The following is an 8,403-nucleotide window of genomic DNA, read 5'->3' as shown; positions in this document are numbered from 1 at the left end:
TGGGCGACCCGGCTCCGCGCCGCCTACGGCGACGATCCGAGCGTCGTCGTGTCGCTGCTCCTCAACCACGTCCGGCTCGCGCCGGGCGAGGCTCTCCACCTCACCGCCGGAAATCTGCACGGCTACCTGCACGGCTCGGGGATCGAGCTGATGGGTGCATCCGACAACGTGGTGCGCGGCGGGCTCACGTCGAAGCATGTCGACGTCGATCTGCTGCTCGACACCGTGGATCCCACGCCGCTGGAACAGCCCCTGATGACCGTGACCGACCGGCGCTATCCACTCCCGGAAGCAGGGGTGGTTCTCGTGTGTCTGCAACCGGGTGACGGCCACACCTCGGCCGGCCACGAACTTGCGATCGCGCTCGACGGCACCACGCTCTACCTCTCCCCCGGCACACCGATCTACGCCGACTCGACCACCTACGTCGTCACCACCTGACAACGGGGACAACTGGTGCCAGGCACCGGTTGTCGGGGTGCTACTTCTTGCGGATCTCGACGATCTTCTCCATCGCGTGGTTGGCGTCGTCGCCTTGTTCCGCGAGCAGTTTCGCCCGGTCCTTCTCGGCTTCGCGGCGAGCCTTGTCGAGGTCGGCCCGTTCGAGCGCTGCATCGATACCGTTCTCGTTGATGAACTCGGCCCAGTCGACGAGCTGGTCGACCATCTCATCCTCGGGCACGACCGCCACGTTCTGGCCCTTGATGAACAGGTGGCCACGCTTGTTGCCCGCTGCGATCCCGATGTCGGCATCGCGGGCCTCGCCGGGCCCGTTGACGACGCAGCCCATCACGGCCACCTGCAGCGGAAGCTCACGCTCACCGAACGCGGCCATCGCATCGTTGGCGACCTTGATCACATCGACCTCGGCACGCCCGCACGACGGACACGCGATCAGATCGACGTTCTTGCGCTCGCGCAGACCCAGCGCTTCGAGCAACTGGCGACCGGCCTTCGCCTCCTCGACCGGATCGGCGGTCAGCGAGTAGCGGATCGTGTCGCCGATGCCCTCCATCAGCAGGGTGGCGATGCCCGCGGTCGCCTTGATCAGACCGGCGGGCGGCGGACCCGCTTCGGTGACGCCCAGGTGGAGCGGATGATCGGTCACCTCGCTCAGCGCCCGGTACGACTCGACCATCAGCGGAACCGACGATGCCTTCACGGAGATCTTGATCAGATCGAACCCGACCTCGTCGAAGTACTGCATCTCGGTCTGAGCGGACTCGACCATCGCCTCGGGTGTGGCGCCGCCGTACTTCTCGTAGAGCTTCGGATCGAGCGAACCGGCGTTGACACCGATCCGGATCGGGATGTTGCGGTCCTTTGCTTCCCGGGCCACGGCCTTGATGTGCTCGGGCTTGCGGATGTTGCCCGGGTTCAGGCGGAGCCCGTCGACACCGGCCTCCATCGCCGCCATCGCCATCTTGTACTGATGATGGATGTCGGCGATGATCGGGACCGGCGACCGCGGCACGATCCGGGCGAGTCCCTCCGCCGCCTCGATCTCGTTGCACGTACACCGCACGATGTCGGCTCCCGCCGCCGCGAGTGCATAGATCTGCTGAAGCGTCCCCTCGACGTCGGCAGTCTTCGTGATCGTCATCGACTGCAGGGTGATCGGAGCGTCCCCACCGACCGCCACATCCCCCACGAAGATCTGGTTGGTCTTCTTCCGAACCGCAGCGGAGGTGACTTCCATGGCTCCAGTCAACCACCCGCGGACAGCGTGCGTTGGGTCAGGTCTGTCACCCGCGCTCGCCGCGAGCTCCGCCAGGGAGGGAAGGCGGCGCCGAGCGCAGCGAGGCTTGGAGCGCTGAGGCGGACGGGCGGGTTACAACGGCTGCGTGATGTCGAGATACAACCCCGCGAACATGAACGCGAAGAGGAAGATCACGACGCCCATCGCGAGCGGCATGAGACGTTCGACGTCGGCGAAGTACCGCTCGTGGCCACCACGGATCGCCTCGCGCACACGCTCGTACACGGCCACCGCAGCGTGCCCGCCGTCGAGTGGGAGCAGCGGGAACATGTTGAACACACCGACGAACACGTTGAGCACGGCGAGCAGCCACAGCACACCGAAGATTCCCTCGGCCGCACCGATGTCGTCCGACACCGCGGTGACGCCCACGAGCGTGACCGGTCGCGTGGTCGGGTCGTCGTTCGAACCGTCGAGGTGGGAGATCACGTTGATCGGGTTGAGCGCCTTGAACACGCCCTGTGTCGACTGCCATGCCACCGGAACGATGTCGACGACCGCGTTCCCCGCCGCGCCGAACACACCGTGTTCCTCGTACACGATCGGGCTGGACGGGGCGACGCCGATGTAGGCCGTCCCGAACAGTTCGTCGGATTCGGGCACATCGGTGCGGCTTCCGAGGCCCACCGGGATGGTCTGTTCGGCACCGTCGCGGACCACGACGAAGTCGACGACCTCGCCAGGTTCGAAGTCGCGCACGACCGACCCGAGCTCGGAGGCATCGGTCAACTCGATGCCGCCGATCGAGATGATCTGATCGCCGTCCCGGATTCCCGCCTGCTCGGCCGGAAGTCCGTCGATCGCCTGCGCGACGTACACCTCTTGGACGACGGCATCGGTTCGTTCACCCTGGCCGACGTAGACGATGAACAGCAGGAAGACCGCGATGATCATGTGCATGATCGAGCCCGCCGAGATCACCAGGATGCGACGCGGGAAGCTCTTCTGTCGATAGGTCCTTCCCTCGTCCTCGGGGGCGACGTCGGTGTCGATCCGGTGCATGCCGATGATCCGTACGAACGCGCCGAGGGGAAGCAGCCGCACCCCGTACTCGGTCTCGCCGCGGCGGAAGCTCCACAGCCGGGGACCCATGAACATGAAGAACTGGGTGACCTTCATCCCGGTCCACTTCGCGGTCATGAAGTGTCCGGCCTCGTGCAGGAAGATCGAGATCATGAGGCCGACGACGAAGATGAACCACCAGACGCTGAGCGTGTACAGCCAGACGAACAGACCAGCGATGGCGGCCATCGCGAGCGCGCCCCTCCACCCGCCGGCGAGGTCGTCGTCGGACACCTCCTCGGCGGAGCCCCCGGCCACGATCTCGCTCCGGAACCGGTCGGCGCGCGTCATCGGGTCGGGCGGTGGGAGTTGTTCGAGTTGGTCGGTCACTGCTGTTCAACGATCCGTTCGGCAATTCGTCGAGCGATCTGATCGGCTTCGATCACGTCGTCGACATCGGAGGGGATTGCACCATCATGGCGCTCCAATACCTCAACACAGACGTCAGCAATGGCATTCCATCGCACCTTTCCGCTGAGGAAACCCTCCACGGCAACCTCGTTGGCCGCGCTCAACCACGCCGGCGCGGTCCCGCCGATGCGCCCGGCCGCGTAGGCCAGGTCGAGACATCGGAATGTCGAGCGATCGGGTGGTTCGAAGTCGAGTGAACCGAGTGTCGTCCAGTCGATCCGACCGAACGGCGTGGCGATCCGGTCGGGATAGCCGAGCGCGTACCCGATCGGCAGATGCATCGTGGGCATCGACAGTTGTGCGATCGTCGACCCGTCGCTGAACTCGACCATCGAATGGACCACCGATTGAGGGTGCACGACGACGTCGATGTCCTCGTACGGGGTCCCGTACAGCTCGTGCGCCTCGATCACCTCGAGGCCCTTGTTCATCAGCGTGCTCGAGTCGACGGTGATCTTCGGCCCCATCGCCCACGTCGGATGAGCGAGCGCAGACTCGACCGTCACCGCGGCGAGATCGTCCTCCGTGCGTCCGCGGAACGGTCCGCCGCTGGCGGTGAGCAGGAGGCGGGCGACCTCACGATCGGGCGCAGACGATGACCGGAGACACTGGTGCAGCGCACAGTGCTCGCTGTCGACCGGCACGAGTTCTGCGCCGGGTGTGGTGCGCAGCGGTTGGACGACCGGACCGGCGGCGATCAGGCTCTCCTTGTTGGCGAGCGCGAGTCGCTTGCCTGCACGGAGTGTTCCGACCGTGACGGCGAGACCGGCGAAGCCCACCACCCCGTTGACGATGACGTCGGCCACGTCGATCACGTCGGCGGAATCCGCGACGATCGTGACACCGGTCGTCCGCGCCGCGACCTCGCGTCGCGCATCTTCATCGGCGATCGCGACGACGTCGGGGCGCAGTTCGTCGATCTGGGCGAGGACGAGGTCGACGGACGACCCGGCGCTCAACGCCGTGACCGCATAGGACCCAGGGGCACGGTCGTTCTCCGCTCGGATCACCTCGATCGTCTGAGTTCCGATCGAGCCGGTCGAACCGGCGATGGCGACGCGAACGGTCATCCCCACATCATCGTCTCGAAATCGTCATGCCGAAACGGTCGGCTCGACTTTCTTCTCGACAATGGCGCCGGCTCAGCTCGGGGTGAAGTCGGCGAACGGCGTCAGCACCAGGAAGAGGTAGTAGGCGCCGGGCAGCGTGAACAGGAACCCGTCGAACCGATCGAGCACGCCACCGTGGCCCGTGACGATCGCTCCGAAGTCCTTGACGTCGAGGTTGCGCTTGAACATCGACTCGGTCAGGTCGCCGAGCGGGGCGAGGATCGAGATCACGATGCCGAGGAACAGTAGGTCGCTCATCTGGGTCCAGGTGTCGAAGAAGTCCTGCGATGCGATCACGACCATCGCCAACATCGTCAGGACGGTTCCTCCGAGGAATCCCTCGACCGACTTGGCCGGGCTGATCCACGCTCGTAGCGGGGTCTTGCCGAATGCGGACCCGAGGAAGTACGCCCCCACGTCGTTCGCGACCACACCGATCGCGAGGATCACGAGGGTGTCGGTCCCCCACGGGGTGCCGTCCTGGTACAGGGTGGTCGAGACGTTGGAGAAGTCGAGCAACATGCCCGCGTACGCACCCAGCACACCGATCCACACCACGCCGAGCGTCGTGATCGCCATGTTCGGCATCGGACCCGACTCGATCGACGTGGCGCCGATGAACCCGAGCGAGCCTGCGATGAACGCGAACGCCACGACGAGGACGATGCCCTGGTCACCGACCCAGTAGGCGGCGAGCGGGGCGGCGGCGATCGCCGTCACACCGGGTGCGACCGCCGGACGGTACCCCTTCTCGGTGACCTTGCCGAAATACTCGATTCCGGCCATGCCGAGCAGCACGGTAACGAACACGAGCGCGCCGACCGGGCCGATGAAGCGGATGATCGCGATGAACACGACCGCCAGACCGACCCCGGTCCCGATGGCGACGGGCAGGTTGCGATTGTCGCTGACCCCGACCGTCGAGCCTGAACTCGGCGGTCGTTGCGGTGTCGACCCACGCCGAGCCGGATCCGGCCGACGGGGCATCCCGGACGGGTCGGTTCCGATCGTGATCCGCGGGGGAACGCGGGGGGCCACGTCGGGCACGACCGCGTCGTGGGTCGTCGTGCTGGCGAGTCCACCATCGGTGCTTGCCGGCTCGGCCGGGGCAACGGCGTCGAGCGGCTCGTCCTCCCAGCGCAATTCACCGGTGGGGTCCTCGGGAACCGCCGCTTCGGGCGTGGCCGGGCTCGGTGCCGCTGCGGCACTGGAGCCGGGAACCGTGCCCGATGGTGCGTCGACGGAGTCGCCTTCCTTCCAGACGGGTGAGTCGGACGTGAACGTCGACCACACGTCGAGATCGTCGGTGTCGCTCGACTCGGGCGGCACGGCGTCGATCTTGGGCATCTGGCCGGTGGCCGGTTCGCTCCAGTGCGGCAGCGGTCCGGTCGCATCCTCGCCGAAGCTGAGCCCGGTGTTCTCTCCGGTCATTCCCGGGCCGGGACGGGACGGTCCGGGATCGTCGCCGAAGAGCGGTCCTCCGAACTCCTCATCGTCGAACTCGTCCATCGACGATTCGAATTCGCCCGGACGTCGACCGCCCGTGCTCTGCTCCGACCCTTCGTCGTCGCGCCAGATGTCATCGCTCATGGTTCAGTTCCTCTCGGTTCCGTTCGGGGCCGTCAGACCTCGAGCAGTTCCTGTTCTTTCCGGCCCAGGGCCTCGTCGATGAGCTCGACGTAGCCACTCGTGGCCTTGTCGAGTTCTTTCTCCGCACGTTCCAGATCGTCTTCGGAGACGTCGCCGTCCTTCTCCTCGGCCTCCATGGCCTTGCGCGCATCGCGACGCAGACTGCGCAGCGAGATGCGACCGTCCTCGGCCATGTTCTTCGCGACCTTGACGTATTCCTTGCGACGGTCCTCGGTCAACTGCGGGAGCGAGATGCGGATCGAGATCCCGTCGTTGTTCGGGTTGACACCGAGATCGCTCTCGCGGATCGCCTTCTCGATCGACTCGAGCGAGCCTCGATCGTGTGGCTTGATCAGCAGCTGACGTGCTTCCGGGACGGAGATCGAGGCCAGCTGCTGCAGCGGGACCTGCGCCCCGTAGTACTCGATCGTGATGCGATCGACGAGCGACGGCGTCGCCCGGCCCGTGCGGACCGTCGAGAACTGGGAGCGCGTGTGTTCCACCGCCTTCTCCATCTTCTCCATCGTCTCCAGCAGTGTGTCTTCGATCACGGCGGCCACAGTAGCGGCTATCTACTCCCGTACGAGGGTGCCCTCCGGGCCGCCCTGCACGATGCTCGCCAGCGACCCGGCCTGCGACATGTCGAACACGATGATCGGAATCCCGTTCTCGCGGCAGAACGCGATGGCCGTGCTGTCCATCACCCGGAGGTCCTTCGTCATCACTTCCATGTACGAGACCTCGTCGTACTTGGTCGCGCCCGACTCGGTTCGCGGATCGGCGCTGTAGATCCCGTCGACGCCCGAGTGCGTTCCCTTGATGAGCGCGTCGGCTTCGATCTCCGCAGCGCGCAAGGCAGCAGCGGTGTCGGTGGTGAAGAACGGGTTGCCCGTACCGGCGGCGAAGATGACGACTCGACCTTTCTCGAGATGTCGGACCGCCCGGCGTCGGATGTACGCCTCGGCGATGCGCGGCATCTCGATCGCCGACTGCACGCGCGTCTCCTGGCCCTGACGTTCGAGCGCGTCCTGGAGCGCCAGCGCGTTCATCACGGTTCCGAGCATTCCGATGTGGTCGGACTGCGTCGCGTCCATCCCCGTCAACGAACCCTCGCGCCCGCGCCAGAAGTTGCCGCCACCGACCACGACGGCCACGTCGACGCCGAGGTTCTGGCGGAGGTTGATGATCTCGGCTGCGGTCGCGTCGAGCGTGGCGCCGTCGAGACCGGAACCGGAATCGCCGGCCAGCGCCTCGCCGGATGGCTTGAAGACGATCCGTTTGAAACTCGGACGTGGTGTGTCGGTCATATGGCTCTCCGGATCCAGGGTGCAGGCGCGAAACGGCCCCGTGGAAACTACATGAGCTCCCACGAGGCCGTTCAATGCTGTGACGTTCGTGACCGCCGCATCCGCGCCGCAGAACAGCGGTCGAGGTTTCAGCGATCAGTTCTGCTGATTCGGGATCGATTCGTTTCCTGGCAAGAAAGCGTGAGCCGAGCGGCCTTCCGGCCGTGAGCAGCGAGAGCTGCCGCAGCCAGGGAGCGAATCGGACCGAATCAGCCGATTTCGACTTGGGCGAAGTGGAGAATGCTCGCGCCGCCCAGGAACTGGCTGACCGACTGCTTGTCGTCCTTCGCGTACGGCTGATCGAGCAGCGCCACGTCCTTGAAGAATCCTTGGATGCGACCCTCGACGATCTTGTCGACCGCCTGCTCCGGCTTGCCCTCGTTGATCGTGATCGTGCGCAGTGTGGCGCGCTCGGCATCGAGCACGTCGGCGGGCACGTCGTCACGCGAGAGGTAGGTCGGACGAGCGAACGCGATGTGCACCGCGATGTCGTGAGCGAGTTCGGGTGAGCCGCCAGCAATCTCGACGAGCACGGCATTGACGCCACGCCCACCTTGATTGTGCTGGTAGTGACCGAGCTCGTTGCCCTCGGCGGCCGCGATGCGCTGGACGCCACCGAGACCGATGTTCTCCTTGAGCGTGACCTTGAGCTCCTCGAGTTGCGTGGCGCGCTCGGCGACGGCATCGACGCCGTTCGCGGCGACGACTTCGGCCAATGCCTGTGCCTCGGCCTTGAACTGGTCGGAGCCGGCGACGAAGTCTGTCTCGCTCTTGAGTTCGACGATCGCGCCGACGTTGCCGTCGAGGTGGAGTGCGACGACACCCTGGGTGGCGTCACGATCCTCGCGCTTCGCGCTGGCGGCGAGGCCCTTCTCACGGAGCCACGTCTTCGCGGCCTCCATGTCACCGTCGTTCTCCTGGAGTGCCTTCTTGCAGTCCATCATCCCGGCGCCTGAGCTCTCGCGAAGCGCCTTGACGTCTTGTGCAGTGAATGCCATCGCTCAGCTCTCCGTTTCGGCGGCAGGGGTCTCGGTGGGCGCTGCGGCTTCGACGGCCGGGGCCGCCTCGGCTGCGGGAGCCTCGGCTG

At 66.0% G+C, this 8,403-nt stretch carries 7 protein-coding genes and 1 pseudogene; 1 reads left to right on the top strand and 7 read right to left on the bottom strand.

What is annotated here, in order from left to right; genetic code table 11:
- A pseudogene (locus WBV89_RS13835) lies at positions 1–441 on the top strand (mannose-6-phosphate isomerase, class I); the annotation flags it as partial.
- A gap of 40 nt (positions 442–481) precedes the next feature.
- Here WBV89_RS13835 and ispG read toward each other — a convergent pair.
- From ispG to tsf, 7 genes are all read right to left on the bottom strand, one after another.
- On the bottom strand, positions 482–1,699 hold the full coding sequence (gene ispG, locus WBV89_RS13830; RefSeq protein ID WP_423981939.1) for a flavodoxin-dependent (E)-4-hydroxy-3-methylbut-2-enyl-diphosphate synthase: 1,218 nt from the start codon (positions 1,697–1,699) through the stop codon (positions 482–484).
- Between the two features lie 132 nt (positions 1,700–1,831).
- Positions 1,832–3,151, bottom strand: a complete 1,320-nt coding sequence (locus tag WBV89_RS13825) for a M50 family metallopeptidase (protein ID WP_423981937.1) — start codon at positions 3,149–3,151, stop codon at positions 1,832–1,834.
- Positions 3,148–4,302: a 1-deoxy-D-xylulose-5-phosphate reductoisomerase gene (dxr, locus tag WBV89_RS13820; RefSeq protein WP_423981936.1), complete on the bottom strand. Its 1,155-nt coding sequence runs from the start codon at positions 4,300–4,302 to the stop codon at positions 3,148–3,150. The genes WBV89_RS13825 and dxr overlap by 4 nt, the downstream gene beginning before the upstream one ends.
- Positions 4,303–4,374: 72 nt before the next feature.
- The gene (locus WBV89_RS13815; RefSeq protein ID WP_423981935.1) at positions 4,375–5,931 is read right to left on the bottom strand and encodes a phosphatidate cytidylyltransferase; all 1,557 of its coding nucleotides are present in this window, start codon (positions 5,929–5,931) and stop codon (positions 4,375–4,377) included.
- Positions 5,932–5,963: 32 nt separating this feature from the next.
- Positions 5,964–6,521 carry a ribosome recycling factor gene (gene frr / locus WBV89_RS13810; protein WP_423981934.1) on the bottom strand — a complete coding sequence of 186 codons (558 nt, stop codon included), beginning with the start codon at positions 6,519–6,521 and terminating at the stop codon, positions 5,964–5,966.
- Positions 6,522–6,542: 21 nt separating this feature from the next.
- Positions 6,543–7,277 carry a UMP kinase gene (gene pyrH, locus WBV89_RS13805; RefSeq protein WP_423981933.1) on the bottom strand — a complete coding sequence of 245 codons (735 nt, stop codon included), beginning with the start codon at positions 7,275–7,277 and terminating at the stop codon, positions 6,543–6,545.
- Between the two features lie 248 nt (positions 7,278–7,525).
- On the bottom strand, positions 7,526–8,314 hold the full coding sequence (tsf, locus tag WBV89_RS13800) for a translation elongation factor Ts (RefSeq protein WP_423981932.1): 789 nt from the start codon (positions 8,312–8,314) through the stop codon (positions 7,526–7,528).
- Positions 8,315–8,403 lie beyond the last annotated feature (89 nt).

The sequence above is a fragment of the Ilumatobacter sp. genome, assembly GCF_049588435.1.
Classification (GTDB): domain Bacteria; phylum Actinomycetota; class Acidimicrobiia; order Acidimicrobiales; family Ilumatobacteraceae; genus Ilumatobacter_A.
The sequence above is the reverse complement of the archived record's forward strand: the minus strand, read 5'-3'. Positions and strand labels throughout refer to the sequence as shown.

Bases quoted from the DNA above. Each gene is read 5' to 3' on its own strand.
- ispG (WP_423981939.1), bottom strand. From the start codon at position 1,699: ATGGAAGTCACCTCCGCTGCGGTTCGGAAGAAGACCAACCAGATCTTC.
- dxr (WP_423981936.1), bottom strand. From the start codon at position 4,302: ATGACCGTTCGCGTCGCCATCGCCGGTTCGACCGGCTCGATCGGAACT.
- WBV89_RS13815 (WP_423981935.1), bottom strand. From the start codon at position 5,931: ATGAGCGATGACATCTGGCGCGACGACGAAGGGTCGGAGCAGAGCACG.
- pyrH (WP_423981933.1), bottom strand. From the start codon at position 7,277: ATGACCGACACACCACGTCCGAGTTTCAAACGGATCGTCTTCAAGCCA.
- tsf (WP_423981932.1), bottom strand. From the start codon at position 8,314: ATGGCATTCACTGCACAAGACGTCAAGGCGCTTCGCGAGAGCTCAGGC.